Origin of the sequence: Caulobacter segnis, assembly GCF_031454995.1 — a bacterium.
Taxonomy (GTDB): domain Bacteria; phylum Pseudomonadota; class Alphaproteobacteria; order Caulobacterales; family Caulobacteraceae; genus Caulobacter; species Caulobacter segnis_E.
Map to the genome: position 1 here is coordinate 516,775 of NZ_JAVDRV010000002.1, position 22,118 is coordinate 538,892.

The window sequence follows — 22,118 nt, forward strand, 5'->3', positions numbered from 1 at the left end:
GTTTCGGGGACGCCCGGGGATGGCGAGGAACCCTTGCTGTCGCAAAAGCTTTATCGATCCGAGGCCGAATGGGGAGGCCTGGCGTAGCGATGAGGATTCGGCGTGACGGATACGAGAACGGATCGGCCGTTCGGTCTCAGTAGTTTTTCGGCCGAGATCGACCCGCCGCTCGATACGGTCCGCCTGGTAGACACCACCATGCTGTACGCGCCGCGCAGCGGCGGCGTGCGCCGGTACCTATCGTCCAAGCGCGCTTGGCTAGCGGCCAACCGCCCCGCGGTGCGTCACACCCTGGTGGTGCCGGGCGCGAGGGATTCCTACGACGGTAACGGTCGGGTTTCGATCTACGCCGCGCCATTGCCGTTCGGCGCGGGCTATCGGTGGCCCGTCGTGAAGGCCGCCTGGATGGATCGACTGATCCGGCAACGTCCAGACATCATCGAGGCTGGAGATCCCTATACGCCCGGCCTGGCGGCCTTGCGGGCGGGGGATGCGCTGGGGGTCCCGGTCGTGGGCTTCTGCCACACGGATCTCGGCAAGCTCGCGGCGCTGCATATCGGCGAATGGGCTGAAAAGCCCGTTCAGAAGCGATGGGCGGCGGTCTACCGCCAGTTCGACCAGGCCGTGGCGCCCAGTCGGTTTATCGCCGGCCGTCTGATCGAAGCGGGGGTTCACAACGCCATCGGCCTGCCGCTAGGCGTCGATACGGAGCTTTTCCACCCGAGCCGCGCGGATCGAGCCGCGCTTCGTCGCCGACTGGGCGTTTCCTCCGACGAGAAGTTGCTTGTCTTCGCGGGGCGGCCGGCGCGGGAGAAGCGTCTTGACGTCCTGGTCGCCGCGGTCGAGCGGCTTGGAGCGCCCTATAAGCTTCTGTTTGTCGGCGCGGGTGGCGGCGCGCCGGTCAGCGACCGCGCTGTCAGCCTCGACTACGTTCGAGACCCCGCCGAGCTGGCGAGCATCCTGGCCAGTTGCGACGCCTTCGTGCACGCCAACGACAACGAGCCGTTCGGACTCATCGTGTTGGAGGCCATGGCGTGCGGCCTGCCCGTGGTCGGCGTCGCCGCCGGCGGTGTCGCGGAATCGGTCGATGAGGAAGTCGGGCAACTGGCCTCCCGCTCGGAGCCCGCCGCCTTCGCTGAAGCCATAGAGGCCCTGTTCGCGCGGGACCTGGCCGCCGTTGGCGCCGCGGCGCGTCGCCGGGCCGTGGAGCGGCATGGCTGGGACGCGGTCTTCCGCCAGCTGTGCTTCATCTATGGCGGCTTGACCGGGCGTGACGCCTTCGGCGGCCTAGCGCATCCGCGCGGTCACTAGGCCGACTTCAGATTCGCGAGGATTTCGTAGCTGTGCTTGCGCGCCGCGTGGTCGTGAATCTGTGAGGCGACCATCAGCTCATCCGCGCCCGTCAGCTCGAGCACCTGCTTGATCTTACGCTCGACGGTCTCCGGAGAGCCGATCGCGGAATACTGGAAGGTGTGATCCAGGCCGGCCAACTCCGCCGGCGAGGCATGCTCCCGAATATCGTCCACTGGCGGCGGCAGCAGGCCGGGCCGGCCGCGACGCAGCGCCAGGAACTGTTGCTGGGTCGAGGTCGCCAGTCGCGCCGCTTCCTTATCGGTGTCGGCGGCGCAGACGCCGATGCAGACCATGGCGTACGGCTTGTCCAAGGTCTCCGATGGCTTGAAATGCCGACGGTACAGGAGGAGGGCGTCCAGCAGGGCGTCTGGCGCGAAATGGGCGGCGAAGGCATAGGGCAGGCCCAGGGCCGCGGCCAGCTGCGCGCCCCAGGTCGAAGAGCCCAGAATCCAGATCGGGACGTTCTGACCTTCACCTGGAACCGCGCGCACGGATTGGTCGGCTGTCGCGGGCTGGAACCAGCGCTGCAGCTCGACGACGTCCTGCGCGAAGGAATCGACGGCGCCGGCATAGCGCCGAAGCGCTCGCATGGTCGCCTGGTCCGTCCCGGGCGCGCGGCCCAGGCCCAGGTCGATACGGCCGGGGTAGAGCGCGTTCAGCGTGCCGAACTGCTCGGCCACCATCAGCGGGGCGTGGTTTGGCAACATGACCCCGCCGGAGCCGACTCGAATCGTCGAGGTGCCGCCGGCCACATGGCCGATCACGACGGCGGTCGCCGCGCTGGCGATTCCCGGCATGTTGTGATGCTCGGCCAGCCAATAGCGGTGGAAGCCGAGTCGCTCGGCGTGCCGCGCCAGATCGAGGCTGTTGTGGAGAGCCTGGCCCACGTCGGTCCCTTGCGGAACCGGAGCCAGGTCGAGGACGGAGAATCGGGGATAAGCGACCATCAACGCTAGATGGCGCTCGACGTCCGCAACTCAAGACGTTGCGGAAACTGTTCTTTGTGTTCGGGAGCCACTGGACGGTGGCGCGAATGACGGGGCTCGAACCCGCGACCTCCGGCGTGACAGGCCGGCGCTCTAACCAACTGAGCTACATCCGCGTCGTGCGCCTAGGCGCGACGGTCGTCCGTAGACCGAGGGGAGGGTGCAGCCATTCCCAAGAAGGGGTGGCGCGAATGACGGGGCTCGAACCCGCGACCTCCGGCGTGACAGGCCGGCGCTCTAACCAACTGAGCTACATCCGCATATCCCTTCGCCGAAGCGAAAGTGCGACCCGCCGATCGGCGAGGCGCGTCTGATATGTCGCTCGAAGACTCGTGTCAACGGCCATATCGAAGAAGCGACAAAACGCGTGTGGAGAGCTTGGTCGTTCGCTGGTTTAAATGGGCGTCAGGGCGCGCGCGCCGGCCTTCGCGGGCAAGGAAGGAGCTCCAAAACATTGGTGAACCGCCGTTAGGTAAACGAGCTCTAGTTGCGATCGTTTCTCAATGTGTTCCGGGGTGTTTGAAGCGGTTGCGACAGTGGGCTACAACCCGCTCGATTCAAGCCAAGGCCTGTCATGACCGCCTTCCTTCTTCAGTACCTGCCGATCGTGATCTTCCTAGGGATCGCGGCGGCTATCGGGATCGTTTTCCTGCTGGCCGCGGCCGTGCTCGCGCCCAAGGCGCCGGACCCGGAAAAGCTCTCCGCGTACGAATGTGGCTTCAACGCCTTCGACGACGCGCGCATGAAGTTCGACGTCCGGTTCTATCTGGTGTCGATCCTGTTCATCATCTTCGACCTGGAAGTCGCGTTCCTGTTTCCGTGGGCGGTCACGCTGATGAAGCTGCCGCATGACGTGGCTCAGTTCGCCTTCTGGTCGATGATGGCCTTCCTCGGCGTCCTGACCGTCGGCTTTATCTACGAATGGAAGAAGGGCGCCCTCGAATGGGAGTGATCGTTCCCGCCAACTCGTCCACCGTTCCGGCGCTGTCTGGCGGCCGGACCACGGTCGAGGGCTATGACCCCAAGCTGCACGACCCGTTCTTCGACGGCGTGTCGCAGCAGCTGGCCGACAAGGGCTTCATCACCGCCGCCGCCGACGACCTGATCACCTGGGCCCGCACGGGCTCGCTGATGTGGATGACGTTCGGCCTGGCCTGCTGCGCGGTTGAGATGATGCAGGCGTCGATGCCGCGCTACGATCTGGAGCGCTACGGCTTTGCGCCGCGCGCCAGCCCGCGCCAGTCGGACGTGATGATCGTCGCCGGCACCCTGACGAACAAGATGGCTCCGGCTCTGCGCAAGGTCTACGACCAGATGCCCGAGCCGCGCTACGTCATCTCGATGGGCAGCTGCGCTAATGGCGGCGGCTACTACTATTACAGCTACAGCGTCGTGCGCGGCTGCGACCGCGTCGTGCCGGTGGACATCTATGTCCCGGGCTGCCCGCCCACGGCCGAGGCGCTGGTGTATGGCGTTCTGCAGCTGCAGAAGAAGATCCGCCGCACGGGGACGATCGAGCGATGACCGACGTGGTTGCGACCGAAACGACGATCTCGCCGCTGGAAGCGCTGGGCCAGGCTATCGTGGCCAACAGCGCTGGCGCGATCACCGCCTATCACGTGGCGTTCGGCGAACTGACGGTGCTGGGCCCGGCCAACCGGGTCATCCAGGCGCTGGAGTTCCTGCGCGATCACCCTGATTGCCGCTTCCACCAGCTGGTGGACCTTACGGCCGTCGACTATCCGCAGCGCGAGCGCCGCTTCGACGTGGTCTATCACCTGCTGTCGCTGGTGAAGAACCATCGCATCCGCCTCAAGGTGCAGACCGACGAGGACACCGCCGTTCCCAGCGTGACGCCGGTCTTCCCGGTCGCCGACTGGTTCGAGCGCGAGGCCTTCGACATGTACGGCGTGTTCTTCGAAGGACACCCGGACCTGCGTCGGATCCTGACCGACTACGGCTTCCACGGCCACCCGCTGCGGAAGGACTTCCCCATGACGGGTTATGTGGAAGTGCGCTACGACGACGAGCTTAAGCGTGTCGTGTACGAACCCGTGAAGATCACCGAGTTCCGTGCGTTCGATTTCCTCTCCCCGTGGGAAGGCGCCAAGTATGCGCTGCCGGGCGACGAGAAAGCCGAGAAGCGGGCGGGAGACGCGTAGGGCTGGGGTCGGCGTCCCAAGGCGCCAGACTCCAAGATCACTTGCCGGGGTTGGCGGATCGTCAGCCCCTGGCATGGAACAGTGTAACGAAGGTCCGTAGCCATGACCGGCACGAACTCGCCCGCCGCGGCGACCGACTACTTCCGAGACGAGGCGACGGCTCCGGCCATTCCGGAGACGCCTGTCCGCAAGTTCAACATCAACTTCGGCCCGCAGCACCCGGCCGCGCACGGTGTGCTGCGTCTGGTGCTGGAGCTGGACGGCGAAATCGTCGAACGCGTCGATCCGCACATCGGCCTGCTGCATCGCGGCACCGAAAAGCTGATGGAAGCGCGCACCTATCTGCAGAACATCCCGTACTTCGACCGCCTCGACTACGTGGCGCCGATGAATCAGGAGCACGCCTTCTGCCTGGCCATCGAGAAGCTGCTTGGCGTCGAAGTGCCGGTCCGCGGTCAGATCATCCGCGTGCTCTATTCGGAAATCGGCCGGATCCTGAACCACCTGCTGAACGTGACGACCCAGGCCATGGACGTCGGCGCCCTGACGCCGCCGCTCTGGGGCTTCGAGGAGCGCGAAAAGCTGATGGTGTTCTACGAGCGCGCTTGCGGCGCTCGCCTGCACTCCAACTACTTCCGTCCGGGCGGCGTCCACCAGGACCTGCCGCCTGAGCTGATCGAGGACATCGACGCCTGGGCCAAGGCGTTCCCCAAGATCTGCGACGACATCGAAGGCCTGATCACCGACAACCGCATCTTCAAGCAGCGCAACGTCGACATCGGCGTGGTGACCAAGGAAGAAGCAATCCTGTGGGGCTTCTCGGGCGTGATGGTGCGCGGTTCGGGTATCGCCTGGGACCTGCGCCGCAACCAGCCCTACGAGAACTACAACGACTTCGAGTTTGACATCCCGCTGGGTAAGAACGGCGACTGCTACGATCGCTATCTCTGCCGCATGCAGGAGATGCGCGAGTCGACCAAGATCATCCGCCAGGCCTGCGAAATGCTGCGCAAGACGCATGGTCCGGTGCTGTCGGAAGACAACAAGGTCTCGCCGCCGCGCCGCGCCGAGATGAAGCGCTCGATGGAAGCGCTGATCCACCACTTCAAGCTCTACACCGAGGGCTTCAAGACGCCGGAAGGCGAGGTCTACGCCTGCGTCGAGGCCCCGAAGGGCGAGTTCGGCGTGTTCGTGGTCTCGGACGGCACCAACAAGCCCTACCGCTGCAAGATCCGCGCGCCGGGCTTCCCGCACCTGGCGGCCATGGACTGGATGAACCGCGGCCACCAGCTGGCTGACGTCTCGGCCATCCTCGGCTCGCTGGACATCGTGTTCGGGGAGATCGACCGTTGAGCCTGGCCGATATCGCCCAGGCGCAGCTCGACGCCTACAACGCGCAGGACCTGGACGCGCACTGCGCCCATTTCGCCGATGACGTCGTCGTCGCGGGTCTGAATGGCGATGTGGCTCGGACGGGTATCGACGCCTACCGCGCCTTCTATGCAAAGACCTTCGCCGAGTTTCCCGGAAACAAGGCGACGCTTCTGAACCGCATCGTGGTCGGATCGAACGTGATCGATCACGAGCATGTCGACCGCGGCAACGGCGATGCGCCGTTCCAGGTCGCCGCCATCTACACCTTCAAGGGCGACAAGATCGCCCGCGTGGATTTCGCCCGATGAGCGTTCGTCGTCTAGCCAAAGAACAGCCCGCCAGCTTCGCCTTCTCGAAGGAAAGCCAGGCCAAGGCCGACTGGTGGAAAGCCAAGTATCCCGCCGCGCGCAAGCAATCGGCGGTGATCCCGATGCTGTGGCTGGCCCAGAAGCAGGAAGGCTGGATCTCCGAGCCCGCGATCCAGGAGATCGCCAAACAGCTCGAGATGCCGGTCATCCGCGTGCTGGAAGTGGCCACCTTCTACGTGATGTTCCAGCTCCAGCCGGTCGGCAAGGTCGCCTTCGTGCAGCTGTGCGGCACCACGCCCTGCCAGCTGCGCGGCGCGCTGGATCTGAAGGCGGTGCTGAAGGACAAGATCGGCGAGGCCAACCACGTCTCGGCCGACGGCAAGTTCAGCTGGGAAGAGGTCGAGTGCCTAGGCGCGTGCTGCAACGCTCCGATGGCCGCGATCAACGACTACTACTACGAGGACCTGACGCCGGAGAGCCTGGCCCAGATCCTCGACGACTTCGCGGCCGGCAAGGCGCCAAAGCCGGGCAGCTATGACGGCCGCGTGGCCTCGGAGCCCAAGGGCAAGATCCAGACCCTCACGGATCCGAAGCTGTACGACGGCTCGGCCGCCAAGAAGATCAAGATCCCGAATCTGCCCGAGAAGCCCAAGGTTTCGAAGGCCAAGTCGGAGCCGGCCGCCTGACATGACCGCTGACGCCGCCCTCCAGAAGAAGCGCCTGACCGCGATGCTCGTCATCAACGCGGTGTGCTTCGTGCTGGCTGGCGTCTCGATCTACGGCGCGGTGTCGCTCCGGGTCGACTGGCTGCGGCTGGTCTTCCTGAGCGCGATCGTCGCCGGTCTAGGCTCGCACATCTGGTTCATCCTGGGCTGGATGCGCGCGACCAAGGGCGAGGAGGGCGCGTCGTGACCGACAATGCTCTCGACGCCCGTCGGACGGCCTATTTCCACACGGTCAAGAGCGTGGCCCGCCGAGAACGCGGTCTTGGGCTCGTGGCCTGCCTTGTCGGCGCGCTGCTCCTGATCTGGGGGCGCTCCGTTCAGGGCGCTCCGTTTTGGGCGGCTTGGGCCGGCCTCGTCACGATTGGCGTGGGTTGGTCGCTTTTCGCCTATGTCATCCTTCGTCGGACGCGCTATGTGCGCGCCCATCCATTCGATCCGCAAAGCTGAGTCATGGTCGGTATCCTCGAAGACAAGGACCGCATCTTCACGAACCTCTACGGTCTCCAGGACTGGGGCCTCGAGGGCGCGAAGAAGCGCGGCTGCTGGAATGGCACCAAGGACATCCTGGACGCCGGGCGCGACTGGATCATCGACAACATGAAAAACTCCGGCCTGCGCGGCCGGGGCGGCGCCGGTTTCTCGACCGGCCTGAAGTGGTCGTTCATGCCCAAGGAAGTGAAGGAAGGTCGTCCTCACTACCTCGTGGTCAACGCCGACGAGTCCGAGCCGGGCACCTGCAAGGACCGGGAGATCATGCGGCATGATCCGCACCTCCTGATCGAGGGCTGCCTGATCGCCTCGCGCGCCATGCTGGCCAACGCCTGCTACATCTATATCCGCGGCGAGTACGTCTTCGAGCGCGAGCGCCTGGAAGCGGCGATCAAGCAGGCCTACGAGGCCAAGCTGATCGGCAAGGACAACGTCCACGGCTGGGACTTCGACCTCTACGTCCACCACGGCGCCGGCGCCTATATCTGCGGCGAAGAGACGGCCCTGCTGGAAAGCCTGGAAGGCAAGAAGGGCCAACCGCGCCTGAAGCCGCCGTTCCCTGCGGGCGCTGGCCTCTACGGCATGCCGACCACGGTCAACAACGTCGAGAGCATCGCCGTCGCCGGCACGATCCTGCGCCGCGGCGCGGCCTGGTTCGCGGGCTTTGGCCGTCCGAATAACGCCGGCACCAAGCTCTTCTGCGTCTCGGGCCACGTGAACCTGCCCTGCAACGTCGAAGAAGCGATGAGCATCCCGTTCCGCCAGCTGATCGAGGATCACTGCGGCGGCGTTCGCGGCGGCTGGGGCAACCTCAAGGCCGTCATCCCGGGCGGCTCTTCGGTGCCGATGATCCCGGCCGAGCAGTGCGAAGACCTGCCGATGGACTTCGACGCCCTGCGCAACCTGCGCTCGGGCCTCGGCACCGCCGCCGTCATCGTCATGGACAAGTCGACCGACCTCGTCCGCGCCATCGCCCGCCTGTCGTACTTCTACAAGCACGAGAGCTGTGGCCAGTGCACGCCGTGCCGCGAGGGCACCGGCTGGATGTGGCGGGTCATGGAACGCATGGCGACCGGCGAGGCCGATCCGAAAGAGATCGACACCCTGCTGGACGTCACGACCCAGGTCGAGGGTCACACCATCTGCGCCCTGGGCGACGCGGCCGCTTGGCCGATCCAGGGCCTGTTCCGTCACTTCCGCCATGAGGTGGAGGAGCGGATCGCTTCCTATCGTAGCGGTCGCCTGCACGTGCAGGGCGCCAAGCTGATCGCGGCGGAGTAACAAGAATGGCAATCGCCAAGGTCAACGGCGTCGAAGTCGAGTTCGAACCCGGCATGACGGTTCTGCAGGTCGCAGAACTAGCCGGCGAGGAGATCCCGCGCTTCTGCTACCACGAACGCCTGTCCATCGCCGGCAACTGCCGGATGTGCCTCGTCGAGGTGAAGCCTGGTCCGCCGAAGCCGCAGGCGTCGTGCGCCCTGCCGGCCGCCGAGGGCCAGGAGATCTTCACCAAGACTCCGATGGTCAAGAAGGCCCGCGAAGGGGTGATGGAGTTCCTGCTCATCAACCACCCGCTGGATTGCCCGATCTGCGACCAGGGCGGCGAGTGCGACCTGCAGGACCAGGCCATGGGCTATGGCCGCGACGACAGCCGCTACGAAGAGAACAAGCGCGCGGTCGAAGAAAAGGCCATGGGCCCGCTGATCAAGACCGTGATGACGCGCTGCATCCAGTGCACGCGCTGCGTCCGCTTCATCACCGAGGTCGCCGGCTCGCCGGAAATCGGTCTGATCTCGCGCGGCGAAGACGTTGAAATCACGACCTATCTGGGCGCGGCGGTGACGTCGGAGCTCAGCGCCAACGTGATCGACCTCTGCCCGGTCGGCGCCCTGACCTCGAAGCCCTACGCGTTCGAGGCCCGTCCCTGGGAGCTGAAGAAGACCGAAAGCGTCGATGTGATGGACGCCCTCGGCTCATCCATTCGCGTCGATGCTCGCGCCAACGCCGTTCTGCGCGTGCTGCCGCGCGTCAATGACGACGTCAACGAAGAGTGGATCTCGGATAAGACCCGCTACGCGGTCGACGGCCTGCAACGCCAGCGACTGGATCGTCCGTATGTTCGCGGCGTCGACGGCAAGCTGAAGCCGGCCACCTGGGCCGAGGCCTTCGCGGTCGTCGCCGGCAAGATCAAGGCGGCCAAGCCCGAGCGCATCGGCGTGATCGCCGGCGACCTGCAGGACGCTGAAAGCCTGAAGGCGACCAAGGACCTCTTCACCGCCCTGGGCGTGAAGAACCTCGACAGCCGCCAGGACGGTACGGCCCTGGGCCAAGGCCCGCGCGAGAGCTGGCTGTTCAACTCGACGATCGCCGGCATCGAGAACGCCGACGTGGTGCTGTTCGTCGGCGCCAATCCTCGTCTCGAGGCGCCGGTGCTGAACGCCCGCTTCCGCAAGCAGTGGATCGCCGGCAAGACCCGCTTCGGCGTGATCGGCGAACAGGCCGACCTGACCTTCGGCTACGACTATCTGGGCGCTGGCGCCCAGACGCTGTCGGGCCTGGCCAAGAGCAAGAGCGATTTCGTCGCGGCCCTCAAGGCCGCCGAGCGTCCCGCCATCATCATCGGCCAGGGCGCTCTGGCCCGAGCCGATGGCGCGGCGATCCTCAAGGCCGCCGCCGGCCTCGCCAAGACGATGAAGGTCGTCCGTGACGGCTGGAACGGCTGGAACGTCCTGCACACCGCCGCCGCGCGTGTCGCCGGCCTCGACATGGGCTTCGTCCCGGCCGAGGGCGGTCTGTCGACCACCGACATGCTGAAGCCGGGTGCGCTGGACGTCCTCTTCCTGCTGGGCGCCGACGAGTGCGAGACCGCCGCCACGGGCGCTTTCAAGATCTATCTCGGCACGCACGGCGACGCCGGCGCGCACAAGGCGGACGTGATCCTGCCGGGCGCGGCCTACACCGAGAAGAACGGTCTCTACGTGAACCTCGAAGGTCGCGTTCAGATGGGCAAGCGCGCGGTGTTCCCGAAGGGCGAGGCCAAGGAAGACTGGTCGATCCTGCGGGCGCTGTCCGAAGTCCTCGGCCACAAGCTGCCCTATGACAGCCTGGACCAACTGCGCGCCAAGCTGTTCGCCGACCATCCGACCTTCGGCCAGATCGACTACGCGCCGGGCTCGGTCGCCACGTCGTTCGATGTCGGGGCCCTGGGCGGCGCCGGCGAGGCCTCGGACGCGCCGTTCGAGAGCCCGATCAAGGCCTTCCACCTGACCAACCCCATCGCGCGCGCCAGCGTGACCATGGCCGAATGCGCGGCCGTGGCTTCCGGCGCCGCCAAGATCGCCGCGGAGTAAATCGTGGACTCGACCAATCCGCTTCTCTGGTTTGGCCTGACGACCGGCGGCATTCTGCTGGTCGTCATCTGGGTTCTTCTGAGCCTGGCCTTCCTGCTGCTGGCCGACCGCAAGATCTGGGCCGGCGTCCAGATGCGCAAAGGCCCCAACGTCGTGGGTCCCTTCGGCCTGCTGCAGTCCTTCGCCGACTTCTTCAAGTTCGTGCTGAAGGAGATCGTGATCCCGGCCGGCGCCGATAAGGTCGTCTTCATCCTGGCGCCGCTGATCAGCCTGATCCTGGGCTTCGTCGGTTGGGCCGTGGTGCCGTTCGCGCCGGGCTGGGTTGTCTCGAACCTGAACGTCGGCATCCTCTACCTGCTGGCGATGAGCTCGCTGGGCGTCTACGGCATCATCATGGGCGGCTGGGCTTCGAACTCGAAGTACCCGTTCCTGGGCGCGCTGCGCTCGGCGGCCCAGATGGTCTCGTACGAAGTTTCGATCGGCCTGATCATCATCACGGTGATCCTGCTGGCCGGTTCGATGAACCTGTCGACCATCGTCGAGAAGCAGTCGGGCTGGTTCTGGAACTGGAACGTCTTCGGCGGCGCGGGCTTGCAAAACATCATCCTGCTGCCGGTGATGGTCGTGGCCATGGGCATGTTCTACATCTCGGGTCTCGCCGAGACGAACCGTCCGCCGTTCGACCTTCCCGAAGCCGAATCCGAACTCGTGGCCGGTTATCAGGTCGAGTACAGCTCGACCCCGTACCTGCTGTTCATGGTGGCCGAGTATTCGAACATCGTTCTGATGTGCGCCATGATCAGCGTGCTGTTCTTCGGCGGCTGGAACCCGGGCTTCCCGATCGGCTTCACCGCCGGCTGGCCGCCGTTCCTGGTCAACCTGCTGCTGGCCTTGGTGTTCTACGCCAAGATCGTCTTCTGGTTCTTCATGTTCGCCATGGCGAAGGCCATCGTGCCTCGCTACCGCTACGACCAACTGATGCGTCTGGGCTGGAAGGTCTTCCTGCCGACGTCGCTGGTGCTGGTCGCCGCGGTCGCCGCCTGGCGCGTGTTCGGTCCGGGCGCCTGATGCGCCGGAGCGCGCTGATCGCCCTGGGCCTGAGCGGCCTGACCTTGGCGGCCTGCCAGGCCGTCTCGGCGCCGGACCGCTCGTATTCCCTGGGCGACGGGGTCGTCAGCTACGACGACCTGCGGCGCGCGGGCGACAAGTGCAAGGCCGACGGCGGGATCATCCAGTCCAAACAGGACGGCGGTGATCCGGCCCAGTTGTCGAACTACACCTGCGTCATTCCCCGGGCCGGGAAATGACGCGGGGTCTCCTTGGGATCGCGATGGTCGGCCTTCTGGCCGGCTGTGCGACCTGGGGGCCGAATATTCCGCGACCGCAGCAGCGGACGCTTGAGGACAAGGTCGAGGCGCGTCGCAAGGAAGACGCCAAGACCAAGAAGTGTGTCCTCGAGCAGACCGTGAGGCGGCAGCAGAAAGAGCAGGGCAGGGACGTCCGTCCCTTCCCCAAGGAAAAGTGTTAGGAGAGCTCTGGTGTTCCAGCGCATCACTCAGGCGGTCAAGGGCGCTGCCCTTCTGGACTTCGCGGGCGCCTTCGGCCTGGCCATGAAGTACATGGTCGCGCCGAAGAAGACCGTGATCTATCCGAACGAGCGCAACCCGCAGTCGCCCCGCTTCCGCGGCGAGCACGCCCTGCGTCGCTATCCGTCGGGCGAAGAGCGCTGCATCGCCTGCAAGCTGTGCGAAGCGGTTTGCCCAGCCCAGGCCATCACGATCGAGGCCGAACCGCGCGAGGACGGCAGCCGCCGGACGACCCGCTACGACATCGACATGGTCAAGTGCATCTACTGCGGCCTGTGCCAGGAGGCCTGCCCGGTCGACGCCATCGTGGAAGGCCCGAACATCGAGTTCGCGACCGAGACCCGCGAAGAGCTCTACTACGACAAGGAACGTCTTCTCGATAACGGCGACCGTTGGGAGCGCCTGATCGCGAAGAATCTGGAGTTGGACGCGCCCTACCGCTAAAGACGGGGCCGAATCCTAGGAGGCGGCGCGTCGACCGGCGAGCCGTCATTGGACTTTAAGTTTTCAGGGGAGCACCTGGGCCAATGGCCTTGCAGGCGATCGCTTTCTATCTGCTGGCTTTCGTGACCATCGCGGCGGGTCTTCTCGTCGTGTCGGCTCGAAACCCGGTGCACTCGGTGCTCTTCCTGATCACCGCCTTCTTCTCGGCCGCCGGCCTCTTCGTCCTGCTGGGCGCGGAGTTCCTCGCGATGCTGCTGATCGTCGTCTATGTGGGCGCGGTCGCGGTGCTGTTCCTGTTCGTCGTCATGATGCTGGACGTGGACTTCGCCGAGCTCCGACAGGGCTTCGCCCAGTACCTGCCGATCGGCGGGCTGGTCGGCGGGGTCCTGACGCTGGAGATGATCTTCGTCGCCGCGACGGTGGCCACCAACGGCGCGGCCGCCAAGAACGGCCTGCCGAACGCCTCGCCCGGCGGCGTCCCGAACACCGAAGCGATCGGTCGCGTGCTCTACACCGACTACATCTTCTTCTTCCAACTGGCGGGCCTGGTGCTGCTGGTCGCCATGATCGGCGCCATCGTCCTGACCCTGCGCCACAAGCCGGGCGTCAAGCGCCAGGACATCGGCAAGCAGGTCGCCCGCACCCCCAAGACCGGCATGGAGCTGGTTCAGATCAAGCCGGGTGAAGGGATCTCCGAATGATCGGCCTTCCGCACTATCTCGTCGTCGCCGCGATCCTTTTCACGATCGGCGTCTTCGGCATCTTCGTAAACCGCAAGAACATCATCGTCATCCTGATGTCGATCGAGCTGATCCTGCTGGCGGTGAACATCAATCTCGTGGCGTTCTCGGCCTATCTGCACGACGTGGCGGGCCAGATCTTCGCGATGTTCGTGCTGACCGTGGCCGCCGCCGAGGCGGCCGTGGGTCTGGCGATCCTCGTCACCTTCTTCCGCAACCGCGGCGATATCGCGGTTGACGACGCCAGCATGATGAAGGGCTAAGCGACGTCATGCAGACGCTTGTCACCATTCTCGTTTTCGCGCCGATCATCGCCGCGGCCATCGCCGGCCTGTTCGGCCGCCGCATCGGCGACGTGGCTTCGCAGTCGGTCACCACCGGCGCGTTGATCCTGTCCTGCGCGCTGTCCTGGTACACGTTCAGCCAGTGGACCTGGGGGCACATGGAGGCCTTCACGGTCAACCTGCTGCCGTTCATCCACATCGGCGACTTCCAGGCCAACTGGTCGATCCGCATCGACGCCCTGTCGGCGACCATGCTGATCGTGGTCACGACGGTCTCGGCCCTCGTGCACATCTATTCCTGGGGCTACATGGCCGAGGACGACAGCAAGCCGCGCTTCTTCGCGTATCTGTCGCTGTTCACCTTCGCCATGCTGTCGCTGGTCACCGCCGCCGACTTCATGCAGCTGTTCTTCGGCTGGGAAGGCGTGGGCCTGGCCTCGTACTTGCTGATCGGCTTCTGGTTCAAGAAGCCGTCGGCCAGCGCCGCAGCCATCAAGGCCTTCGTCGTCAACCGCGTCGGCGATTTCGGCTTCGCCCTAGGCATCATGACGACCTACTGGGCGTTCGGCACGATCCAGTTCGCCGAGCTGTTCCCGATGATCGCCAGCCATGCCGGCAAGACCTGGGAATTCGCCGGCCACGTCTGGCCGCTGATGGATATCGCCTGCTTCCTGCTGTTTATCGGCGCGATGGGCAAGTCGGCGCAGTTCTTCCTGCACACCTGGCTGCCGGACGCCATGGAAGGCCCGACCCCGGTCTCGGCCCTGATCCACGCGGCCACCATGGTGACCGCCGGCGTCTACATGCTGTGCCTGCTGTCGCCGATGTTCGAATACGCGCCCGTCGCCAAGAACATCGTCACGGTCATCGGCGCGGTGACAGCTCTGTTCGCCGCCACGGTCGGCCTGACCCAGAACGACATCAAGCGCGTGATCGCCTACTCGACCTGTTCGCAGCTGGGCTACATGTTCTTCGCGGCCGGCGTCGGCGCCTATCAGGCGGCCATGTTCCACCTGTTCACGCACGCCTTCTTCAAGGCGCTGTTGTTCCTGGGCGCCGGCTCGGTGATCCACGGCATGCACCACGAGCAGGACATGCGTCGCTACGGCGCCCTGGCCAAGCTGCTGCCGGTGACCTTCATCGCCATGACGATCGGCACCATTGCCATCACGGGCCTCGGTTTCCCGCCGCTGCACCTGGGCTTCGCCGGCTTCTACTCGAAGGACACCATCATCGAAGCGGCGTTCGCCGCCGGTGGCCACAATTCGATCGCCATGTTCGCCTGGGTGATCGGGGTGCTGGTGGCGGGCCTGACCTCGTTCTACTCGTGGCGCCTGGCCTTCTTCACGTTCAACGGCAAGGCGCGTTGGGGTGATGACGACCACCACGCTCACGACGCGCACGGTCACGACGCTCATGGCCATGATGACCATGCGCACGCCCACGACGATCACGGCCACGGTCACGACCACAAGCCGCACGAGAGCCCCTGGGTGATGCTGTTCCCGCTGGTCGTGCTGTCGATCGGCGCCGTCGCCGCTGGCTTCGTGTTCAATGGCTACTTCGTCGGCCACCACCAGGAAGAGTTCTGGCGCGGCGCGATCTTCACGGCTCCGAGCAACCAAGTGCTGCATCACGCGCACGAAGTGGCCGAGTGGGTGAAGTGGAGCCCGCTGATCGCTTCGCTGATCGGTCTGCTGATCGCGGTCTACGTCTACCTGATCAAGGGCAATGAGCGCCTGGGCCTCAAGCTGGCCGAGCGCAAGGGCCCGCTGTACGTCTTCTTCTACAACAAGTGGTTCTTCGACGAGCTGTACCAAGCCACCTTCGTGCGCGCGGCCAAGTTCCTCGGCGACCTGTTCTGGAAGGGCGGCGACCAGAAGATCATCGACGGCCTCGGCCCGGATGGCGTCAGCGCGGTCTCGTATGAGGTCGGCAAGCGCACCGGCAAGCTGCAGACCGGCTATCTCTACCACTACGCGTTTGTCATGCTGCTCGGCGTCGCCGGTCTGCTGACCTTCGCCCTGTACGCCTTCCGTTGAGGGGGACGGAGCTAATGAGCGGCCTTCTCAGCCTTACGACCTTCGCGCCCATCGTCGGCGTCGCGGTGATCCTCGCCGCGCGCGCCCTGAATGGCGCGAGTGAAAAGACCGACGCCCTGGCCAAGTGGATCGCGCTCGTGACCACCCTGGTCACGTTCGGTCTGTCGATCATCCTGACCGTCCAGTTCGATCCGAAGAACCCGGGCTTCCAGTTCGTGGAAGACTTCGCCTGGTTCGCGGGTCTGCACTACCGCATGGGTGTCGACGGCATCTCGGTGCTGTTCGTCCTCTTGACCGCGTTCCTGCTGCCGATCTGCATCATCGCCAGCTGGAAGTCGGTCGAGAAGCGCGTCGTCGAGTACCTGATCGCCTTCCTGGTCCTCGAGACCCTGGTCATCGGTGTGTTCGCCGCGCTGGACCTGGTGCTGTTCTACCTGTTCTTCGAGTTCGGCCTGGTCCCGATGTTCCTGATCATCGGCATCTGGGGCGGCAAGCGTCGCGTCTACGCGGCCTACAAGTTCTTCCTCTACACGCTGCTCGGCTCGGTGCTGATGCTGGCCGCCATCCTGGCGATGATCAGCATCTCGGGCACCTCGTCGATCCCCGAACTGATGCACTACAAGTTCGCGCCGTGGCTCCAGACCTGGCTGTGGCTGGCCTTCTTCGCCTCGTTCGCGGTGAAGATGCCGATGTGGCCGGTGCACACCTGGCTGCCCGACGCGCACGTGGAAGCGCCGACGGCCGGCTCGGTCATCCTGGCGGGCATCCTGCTGAAGATGGGCGGCTACGGCTTCATGCGCTTCAGCCTGCCGATGTTCCCCAACGCCTCGGAAATGTTCCAGCCGCTGGTGTTCGCGATGTCGGCCATCGCCATCGTCTACACCTCGCTGGTCGCCTTCCGTCAGACCGACATCAAGAAGCTGATCGCCTATTCGTCGATCGCCCACATGGGCTTCGTGACCATGGGCATCTTCTCGGGGAACGCCGCCGGCGAGCAGGGCGCCCTGTTCCAGATGCTGAGCCACGGGGTGATCTCCGGCGCGCTCTTCCTCTGCGTTGGCGTCGTCTACGACCGCATGCACACCCGCGAGATCGCCTTCTACGGCGGCCTGACCAACCGGATGCCGCACTACGCCTTTGTGTTCCTGCTGTTCACGATGGGCAATGTCGGCCTGCCGGGCACCTCTGGCTTCGTTGGCGAGATCCTGACCATGACCGGCGTCTACCAGGCGTCGACCTGGACCGCGATCGTCGCGGCCACCGGCGTGATCCTGTCGGCCATGTACGCTCTGACGCTGTATCGTCGGGTCATGTATGGCGAGATCACCAATCCCGAGCTGAAGACCATCAAGGATCTGGACGCTCGCGAGATCCTGCTGTTCGTGCCGCTCATCATCATGACCCTGGTGCTGGGCATCTATCCCAATCTTGTGTTCAACCTGACCGCGTCTTCCGTCGACGCGTTGGTCGGCGCCTGGCGCGCCGCCCTGGGCGGGTGAGGGGCCTATGACGTTTTTCGCCAACTTCTCGCTCGTGCTGCCTGAGATCGTTCTCGCGATCGCGGCGCTCGTCCTGCTGGTCGCCGGCGCCTTCCGGGGCAAGGTCGGCGCGATCTTCACCCTCGCGGCCGTGGCCGCGCTGGTGGCGGCCGCCGCCACGGCGGTCCTCGGCCCCCACGGCCACGCCTTTGGCGGCGTCTACGCGGCCGACGCCGCGGCGACCTACGCCAAGGTCGCGATCTATCTGTCGAGCGCCGTGGCCGTCGTGCTCGGCGACCGCTGGCTGGCCCAGCGCGGCGACCAGAAGTTCGAGTTCGCCGTCCTGGTGATCCTGGCCGCCGTCGGCATGGGCGTCACCGCCTCGGCCGGCGACCTGATCAGCCTCTATGTCGGCGTAGAACTGCAATCGCTGGCCCTGTACGTCCTGGCCGCCATGCGCCGCGACGACGCCAAGTCGTCGGAAGCGGGCCTGAAGTACTTCGTGCTGGGCGCGCTGTCGTCGGGCCTGCTGCTGTATGGCAGCTCGCTGATCTACGGCTTCACCGGCTCGACCCACTTTAGCCAGATCGCCCTGGCCGCCGCTCATGGCGGTTCGCATGGCGTCGGCCTGCTGTTTGGCCTCGTGTTCCTGATCTGCGGCCTGGCGTTCAAGGTCTCGGCCGCGCCGTTCCACATGTGGACGCCGGACGTCTACGAAGGCGCTCCGACCCCGGTCGTCGGCTTCTTCGCCGCCGCGCCGAAGCTGGCCGCGATGATGATGTTCGCCCGCGTGCTGGGCGACGCCTTCCCGGGCGCGGTCGAGCAGTGGCGCCAGATCCTGGTGATCGCGGCCTTGCTGTCGGTGTTCGTCGGCGCCTTCGCGGGCCTGGCCCAGACCAACCTCAAGCGCCTGTGGGCCTATTCCTCGATCGCCAACGTCGGTTACGCCCTGCTGGGCGTCGCGACCGGCGGCGAGATCGGCCTTCAGTCCATGCTGGTCTTCATGGTCCTCTACATGGTCGACGTCACCGGCTTCTTTGCTTGTCTTCAGGCTTTGAACCGCGACGGCAAGCCCATGGAGACGATCGAGGACATGGCGGGCCTGATCAAGGAACGCCCCGGCGTCGCCATCGCCATGACCGCGTTCTCGCTGTCGGCCCTGGGCCTGCCGCCGTTCTCGGGCTTCTGGTCGAAGTACTACGTCTTCAAGGCCGCCCTGGGCACGGGCGACGTGATGATGCAGTGGGCCGCCGTGCTCGGTCTGGTCGGCTCGGTCGTCGCGGCGTTCTATTACCTGCGCCTGATCAAATCGATGTGGTTCGACGCTCCGGCGGGCGCCGTCGACGCGCCGTCGCCGTCGGCCCGCGCCGTCGGCTACGCCGCCGCGATCTTCTCGTTCCCGATCGTGCTGGTGGCCCTGGTGTGGCTGGACCCCGCCGCCAAGGCCGCCGCGGCCGCCTTTGGTCACGCGTGACGTGACGGGCTCCGCGCCCGTCGTCGTCCCCCCCATCGTCGTTCTGGGCGAGATCGACTCCACCAACGCCGAGGCCCGTCGTCGGGCCGAGGCGGGCGAGGCCGGCCCGGTTTGGCTGGTCGGTCTGCGCCAGACCGCTGGGCGCGGCCGTCGCGGCCGTCCCTGGGAAACCGGCGAGGGCAACCTCGCCGCCACGCTGCTCTTCCGCACCGACAAGCCGCCGGGGGAGGCCGCCCAGGTCTCATTCGTCGCCGCCCTGGCCGTCGCCGACATGGTGGCGAAGTATGCGCCGGCGTCCCTTGTCAGCCTGAAGTGGCCGAACGATCCCTTGCTGGGCGGGCTGAAGGTCAGCGGCATCTTGATCGAGTCCGGCGCATCGCCGCTCGGCGGGCTTTGGCTCGCCGTGGGGATTGGCGTGAACCTCAAGCGCAAGCCGATCGACTCCGAGCGCCCCGCGACATCCATCGCCACCTATAGCCAGGCCCCGCCGCCGGCCCCGACCGAGGCGATCGAGGTGCTGGCCGAAACGTTCGCTCGCTGGTTCGGCGTCTGGAACACGCTGGGCTTTCCAGCCATCGCCGACGCCTGGACAGCCCGCGCGCACGGTCTGGGCGAGTCTTGCATCGCGCGCCTGGGCAACGAGACGGTCGAAGGGATCGCCGAGGGACTGGACGCCGACGGCGCGCTGAGGCTCCGTCTTCCCGACGGCCACCTGCGCCGGATCACGGCCGGCGACGTGTTTTTCGGAGGCGCTTGATGCTGCTCGCGATTGAACAGGGCAACACCAACACCATGTTCGCCATTCACGATGGCCAGTCGTGGGTGGCGCAGTGGCGCTCGGCGACCGAGAGCACTCGCACCGCCGACGAATACGTCGTGTGGCTGTCGCAGCTGCTGTCCATGCAGGGCCTGGGCTTCCGGGCCATCGACGCGGTGATCATCTCCAGCGTGGTGCCGCAGTCGATCTTCAACCTGCGCAACCTGTCGCGCCGCTATTTCAACGTCGAGCCGCTGGTGATCGGCGAGAACGCCAAGCTCGGCATCGACGTCCGCATCGAAAAGCCCTCCGAAGCCGGCGCGGACCGCCTGGTCAACGCGATTGGCGCCGCCATGATCTATCCCGGACCGCTGGTCGTGATCGACAGCGGCACGGCGACGACTTTCGATATCGTGGCCGCCGATGGCGCCTTCGAGGGCGGGATCATCTCGCCCGGCATCAATCTTTCGATGCAGGCGCTGCACGAAGCGGCGGCGAAGCTGCCTCGGATCGCCATCCAGCGCCCGGCCGGTAACAGGATCGTGGGGACGGACACCGTGTCCGCCATGCAATCCGGTGTCTTCTGGGGCTATATTTCCCTGATCGAGGGCCTCGTCTCGCGCATCAAGGCCGAGCGCGGCGAACCCATGACCGTTATCGCCACCGGCGGCGTCGCCTCTCTGTTCGAGGGCGCCACCGACAGCATCGACCACTTCGACCCCGATCTGACGATCCGGGGCCTCCTAGAAATCTACCGCCGAAACACCATTTCCGAGACCTGATGAAAAAATCCAAAGACGACGAACTCGTCTTCCTGCCGCTTGGCGGGTCGAACGAGATCGGCATGAACTTCAACCTGTATGGCTTCGGGCCGGCGCACGATCGCAAATGGATCGTGGTCGACCTGGGCGTGACGTTCGGCGACCAGACGACGCCGGGCGTCGAGATCATCCTTCCCGATCCCGAGTTCATCGAGCCGTATGCCGACGACATCCTCGGCATTGTCCTGACCCACGCCCACGAAGACCATCTGGGCGCCGTGCACTGGTTGTGGCCGCGCCTGAAGGCGCCCGTGTTCGCCACGCCGTTCACGGCCTTCCTGCTGCGCGAAAAGCTGCGTGACGCGAGCCTGCTGGATGAGGTGCCGATCACCGAGATCCCGCTGGGCGGGACGTTCGAGCTTGGTCCGTTCTCGCTGGAGCTGATCACCCTGACGCACTCGATCCCGGAGCCGAACGGCCTGGCGATCAAGACGCCGCTTGGGACGATCCTGCACACCGGCGACTGGAAGATCGATCCCGAGCCCCAGCTGGGCGCGCCCACCGATGACGCCGCGCTGCGCCGCCTCGGCGACGAAGGCGTGCTGGCCATGGTCTGCGACAGTACCAACGTCTTCGTCGAAGGCACGGCGGGCTCCGAGGCCGATGTTCGAGAGGCCCTCGGTACCTTGATCAAGAGCCTGAAGGGCAAGATCGCCGTCGCCTGCTTCGCCTCGAACGTGGCGCGCATGGACACGGTGATCCGCGCGGCCCAGGCCTGCGGCCGCAAGGTCTGCCTGGCTGGGCGCTCCATGCACCGCATGGCGGCCGCCGCGCGCTCGGTCGGTCTGCTGGAGGGTATCGAGCCTTTCATCAACGACGACCAGGCCAAGCACCTGCCCGAGGACCAGATCCTGTTCCTCTGCACCGGCAGCCAGGGCGAGGCGCGCGCGGCCCTGTCGCGTATCGCCGACGGCAGCCACCCGCACGTCAAGCTGGGCGCGGGCGACCATGTGATCTTCAGCTCGCGGGTCATTCCGGGTAACGAGATCCCGATCCGCAACCTGCAAAACAAGCTGGCCGACCGGGGCGTGCGCCTGCACACCGAGCGCGATACGCCCGGCATCCACGTCTCGGGTCACCCGTGCCGCGAGGAACTGCGTCAGATGTACCAGTGGGTGCGTCCGGAGATCGCCGTCCCGACCCATGGCGAACGTCGCCATCTGATCGAGCACGCGGCCTTCGCCAAGGACCTGCAGGTCCCGCAAGCCGTCAGCCCGCGCAACGGCGACATGGTTCGACTGGCCCCCGGCAGGGCCGAGATCATCGACGAGGTGCCCGCCGGGCGTCTCTATGTCGATGGCGGCGTGGTCACCCCCGAGAACGGCGAGGCCCTGCGCGAGCGGCGTCACGCGGCGTTCAATGGGATGCTGGCGGTGTCGGTTGTCCTGGACGGCCGCAACAAGATCGTCTCGGGGCCGCAGGTTCGCGGCATCGGCCTGACGGGCGACGAGGAATACTCGCTGGACGACGCGTTGGACGATCTCGCCGAAGAGGCCGAGACCGCCTACAAGCGCCTCGACGGCGACGCTCGCGAGGTTGACGAGACGATCGAAAGCGCGATCTCTCGAGCCGTGAAAAAGGCGGCCTTCCGCATTTGGGAGCGAAAGCCCGTCGTCGAGACGACGGTCCTGCGGATCTGACGAGACGCGCCGCCGCGAAAACGCCGCGGCGGCGCGCTCTTTTCGCGCTGCAACACTGGTGCTAGGCCATTCGCCAACAACCAGAAAAGCAGCGGGAGTTCTCTA

24 protein-coding genes and 2 tRNA genes are annotated in these 22,118 nt (G+C 65.8%); 23 read left to right on the top strand and 3 right to left on the bottom strand.

Annotation, left to right across the window (positions count from 1 at the left end; all coding sequences use genetic code 11):
* Positions 1–156 precede the first annotated feature (156 nt).
* Positions 157–1,311: a glycosyltransferase gene (locus J2728_RS08600; RefSeq protein WP_309999432.1), complete on the top strand. Its 1,155-nt coding sequence runs from the start codon at positions 157–159 to the stop codon at positions 1,309–1,311.
* Here the strand turns inward: J2728_RS08600 and J2728_RS08605 are convergent.
* The 3 genes from J2728_RS08605 to J2728_RS08615 all read right to left on the bottom strand — a co-directional run bounded on the left by J2728_RS08605 (position 1,308) and on the right by J2728_RS08615 (position 2,599).
* Complete coding sequence (locus tag J2728_RS08605; protein ID WP_309998348.1) at positions 1,308–2,300, bottom strand: LLM class flavin-dependent oxidoreductase; 993 nt, start codon at positions 2,298–2,300, stop codon at positions 1,308–1,310. The two genes, J2728_RS08600 and J2728_RS08605, sit on opposite strands and share 4 nt — an antisense overlap.
* Positions 2,301–2,378: 78 nt before the next feature.
* Positions 2,379–2,455: transfer RNA gene (locus J2728_RS08610), tRNA-Asp, on the bottom strand.
* A 67-nt stretch (positions 2,456–2,522) separates the two neighbouring features.
* Positions 2,523–2,599 (bottom strand) — tRNA-Asp (locus J2728_RS08615).
* 314 nt (positions 2,600–2,913) lie between these two features.
* On the opposite strand from J2728_RS08615, the gene J2728_RS08620 reads away from it, so the two are divergent.
* The 22 genes from J2728_RS08620 (at position 2,914) to J2728_RS08725 (ending at position 22,013) form a co-directional block, all read left to right on the top strand.
* Positions 2,914–3,291, top strand: a complete 378-nt coding sequence (locus J2728_RS08620) for an NADH-quinone oxidoreductase subunit A (RefSeq protein ID WP_013079359.1) — start codon at positions 2,914–2,916, stop codon at positions 3,289–3,291.
* On the top strand, positions 3,261–3,863 hold the full coding sequence (locus tag J2728_RS08625) for a NuoB/complex I 20 kDa subunit family protein (protein ID WP_309998350.1): 603 nt from the start codon (positions 3,261–3,263) through the stop codon (positions 3,861–3,863). Before J2728_RS08620 ends, J2728_RS08625 begins: the two co-directional genes overlap by 31 nt.
* Positions 3,860–4,501 carry an NADH-quinone oxidoreductase subunit C gene (locus J2728_RS08630; RefSeq protein ID WP_309998352.1) on the top strand — a complete coding sequence of 214 codons (642 nt, stop codon included), beginning with the start codon at positions 3,860–3,862 and terminating at the stop codon, positions 4,499–4,501. Before J2728_RS08625 ends, J2728_RS08630 begins: the two co-directional genes overlap by 4 nt.
* 102 nt (positions 4,502–4,603) lie before the next feature.
* Positions 4,604–5,854 (top strand): NADH-quinone oxidoreductase subunit D, encoded by a 1,251-nt coding sequence (locus J2728_RS08635; RefSeq protein WP_309998354.1) that lies wholly within the window; start codon positions 4,604–4,606, stop codon positions 5,852–5,854.
* Positions 5,851–6,183: a nuclear transport factor 2 family protein gene (locus J2728_RS08640; protein WP_309998356.1), complete on the top strand. Its 333-nt coding sequence runs from the start codon at positions 5,851–5,853 to the stop codon at positions 6,181–6,183. Before J2728_RS08635 ends, J2728_RS08640 begins: the two co-directional genes overlap by 4 nt.
* Positions 6,180–6,869 carry an NADH-quinone oxidoreductase subunit NuoE gene (nuoE, locus tag J2728_RS08645; protein WP_309998357.1) on the top strand — a complete coding sequence of 230 codons (690 nt, stop codon included), beginning with the start codon at positions 6,180–6,182 and terminating at the stop codon, positions 6,867–6,869. The genes J2728_RS08640 and nuoE overlap by 4 nt, the downstream gene beginning before the upstream one ends.
* Position 6,870: 1 nt before the next feature.
* Positions 6,871–7,095 carry a hypothetical protein gene (locus J2728_RS08650; RefSeq protein ID WP_309998359.1) on the top strand — a complete coding sequence of 75 codons (225 nt, stop codon included), beginning with the start codon at positions 6,871–6,873 and terminating at the stop codon, positions 7,093–7,095.
* A complete protein-coding gene (locus J2728_RS08655) occupies positions 7,092–7,355 on the top strand; it encodes a hypothetical protein (RefSeq protein WP_309998360.1) in 264 nt (87 codons plus the stop codon). Before J2728_RS08650 ends, J2728_RS08655 begins: the two co-directional genes overlap by 4 nt.
* A 3-nt stretch (positions 7,356–7,358) precedes the next feature.
* Entirely contained in the window at positions 7,359–8,678 is a 1,320-nt protein-coding gene (gene nuoF / locus J2728_RS08660; protein WP_309998362.1) for an NADH-quinone oxidoreductase subunit NuoF, read from the top strand.
* Between the two features lie 5 nt (positions 8,679–8,683).
* On the top strand, positions 8,684–10,747 hold the full coding sequence (nuoG, locus tag J2728_RS08665) for an NADH-quinone oxidoreductase subunit NuoG (protein ID WP_309998364.1): 2,064 nt from the start codon (positions 8,684–8,686) through the stop codon (positions 10,745–10,747).
* A complete protein-coding gene (nuoH, locus tag J2728_RS08670; protein WP_106907175.1) occupies positions 10,748–11,815 on the top strand; it encodes an NADH-quinone oxidoreductase subunit NuoH in 1,068 nt (355 codons plus the stop codon).
* Positions 11,815–12,054, top strand: coding sequence for a hypothetical protein (locus J2728_RS08675; protein ID WP_309998366.1), 240 nt, complete (start codon positions 11,815–11,817; stop codon positions 12,052–12,054). Before nuoH ends, J2728_RS08675 begins: the two co-directional genes overlap by 1 nt.
* Complete coding sequence (locus J2728_RS08680; protein ID WP_309998368.1) at positions 12,051–12,275, top strand: hypothetical protein; 225 nt, start codon at positions 12,051–12,053, stop codon at positions 12,273–12,275. Before J2728_RS08675 ends, J2728_RS08680 begins: the two co-directional genes overlap by 4 nt.
* 10 nt (positions 12,276–12,285) lie before the next feature.
* Positions 12,286–12,777: an NADH-quinone oxidoreductase subunit NuoI gene (nuoI, locus tag J2728_RS08685; RefSeq protein WP_013079346.1), complete on the top strand. Its 492-nt coding sequence runs from the start codon at positions 12,286–12,288 to the stop codon at positions 12,775–12,777.
* Positions 12,778–12,860: 83 nt separating this feature from the next.
* Complete coding sequence (locus J2728_RS08690; RefSeq protein ID WP_309998369.1) at positions 12,861–13,478, top strand: NADH-quinone oxidoreductase subunit J; 618 nt, start codon at positions 12,861–12,863, stop codon at positions 13,476–13,478.
* Positions 13,475–13,780, top strand: coding sequence for an NADH-quinone oxidoreductase subunit NuoK (nuoK, locus tag J2728_RS08695; protein WP_013079344.1), 306 nt, complete (start codon positions 13,475–13,477; stop codon positions 13,778–13,780). Before J2728_RS08690 ends, nuoK begins: the two co-directional genes overlap by 4 nt.
* 8 nt (positions 13,781–13,788) lie before the next feature.
* Entirely contained in the window at positions 13,789–15,843 is a 2,055-nt protein-coding gene (gene nuoL / locus J2728_RS08700; RefSeq protein ID WP_309998371.1) for an NADH-quinone oxidoreductase subunit L, read from the top strand.
* Entirely contained in the window at positions 15,840–17,342 is a 1,503-nt protein-coding gene (locus tag J2728_RS08705) for an NADH-quinone oxidoreductase subunit M (RefSeq protein WP_309998373.1), read from the top strand. Before nuoL ends, J2728_RS08705 begins: the two co-directional genes overlap by 4 nt.
* 7 nt (positions 17,343–17,349) lie before the next feature.
* On the top strand, positions 17,350–18,795 hold the full coding sequence (nuoN, locus tag J2728_RS08710; protein WP_309998374.1) for an NADH-quinone oxidoreductase subunit NuoN: 1,446 nt from the start codon (positions 17,350–17,352) through the stop codon (positions 18,793–18,795).
* 1 nt (position 18,796) lies between these two features.
* The gene (locus tag J2728_RS08715) at positions 18,797–19,552 is read left to right on the top strand and encodes a biotin--[acetyl-CoA-carboxylase] ligase (protein ID WP_309998375.1); all 756 of its coding nucleotides are present in this window, start codon (positions 18,797–18,799) and stop codon (positions 19,550–19,552) included.
* Positions 19,549–20,334, top strand: coding sequence for a type III pantothenate kinase (locus J2728_RS08720; protein ID WP_309998378.1), 786 nt, complete (start codon positions 19,549–19,551; stop codon positions 20,332–20,334). Before J2728_RS08715 ends, J2728_RS08720 begins: the two co-directional genes overlap by 4 nt.
* A complete protein-coding gene (locus tag J2728_RS08725; protein WP_309998380.1) occupies positions 20,334–22,013 on the top strand; it encodes a ribonuclease J in 1,680 nt (559 codons plus the stop codon). The genes J2728_RS08720 and J2728_RS08725 overlap by 1 nt, the downstream gene beginning before the upstream one ends.
* Positions 22,014–22,118 lie beyond the last annotated feature (105 nt).